The organism is Salinarimonas sp. NSM (assembly GCF_052380005.1).
Taxonomy (GTDB): Bacteria; Pseudomonadota; Alphaproteobacteria; order Rhizobiales; family Beijerinckiaceae; genus Salinarimonas.
Window position 1 is genome coordinate 1 of record NZ_JBQTCJ010000129.1, and the last position, 990, is coordinate 990.

Below are 990 nucleotides of genomic sequence, written 5' to 3' on the forward strand. Positions count from 1 at the left end.
GGGCTCGTCTGCGCCGAAGCCGGCGAGCGCGGCGCTCGCGGCGGCGCGCTCGGCCGCCGTACGGTCCGGTGAAGGCGCGGCGGGCGAAGGGGTGGGCACGGGCGCAGGTGCCGGCGTCGGAGTCGGAGTCGGAGTCGGAGTCGGGCCCCGCTCACCCGCGGGGCGACGCAGCAGGCTCGCGAAGTCGAACTCGGCACCGGCCTCGCGGGCCGGCGCCGGCTTCGGGGCCGGACGGGGCGGGGGCGAGATCGGACCGGCGTCCGGTCCGGCCGGGCGGCGCGGCTGCGCGCTCGGCGGCAGCGGCCGCTTCAAGGCCTCCTCGAGCTGGCGGGCCATGTCGGAGAGCACCGCCGCATCCTCCGGCGCCGCGGCCGCGAGGCGCGAGGCACGCTCGGCGGGCGTCGAATCCGGCGCGCCCTGCGGTGCGGGCGGGACATCGGGCGCGGGCGCGTCGTCGGTGACGATCCTGGGCGCGTCCGCCCGCGGCTCGAAGCCCGGCTCCTGCCCGAAATTAGGCTCCTGCCCGAAGCCCGGCTCCTCGTCGAAGCCCGGTTCCTGCCCGAAGCCTGGTTCCTGCCCGAGATTCGGCTCCTGGTCGAAGCGCGGCTCGCGGCGCGGCGGCGGCTCGGGCGGGATGGTCGGCGTGGCGCGCGAGCGCTGCGGCAGGACCGGGGCACCGCTCGCGGCCGCCCGCGCGAGATCCATCAGGCTGCGGCGCGGCGGCGCGGAGGAGGGTGCGGCCGCGGACGGTTGCGGCGCGGCCATCGGCTCGGGAGCCGGGCGCCGCGCCGCCGGGGGCGAGGGCGGCGCAGGAATGGGCGGCGCGGGAATGGGAGCAGGCGCCCGCTCGGGTGCGACCGTCGGGAAGGGCTCCGCAGCGAAAGGCTCCGCCGCGAAGGGCTCGGCCGCGCGGGTTTCCGGCGCCACCGTCTCCGGCGCGCGCGCGGCGACGGCGGCGTTGGAGACGCCGGCGCCCGGATGGCGCGCCTC

1 pseudogene is annotated in these 990 nt (G+C 79.9%); it reads right to left on the minus strand.

The annotated features are described in order from the left end of the window. Positions 1-990 (minus strand): annotated as a pseudogene (locus ACTZWW_RS22655) (hypothetical protein); the annotation flags it as partial.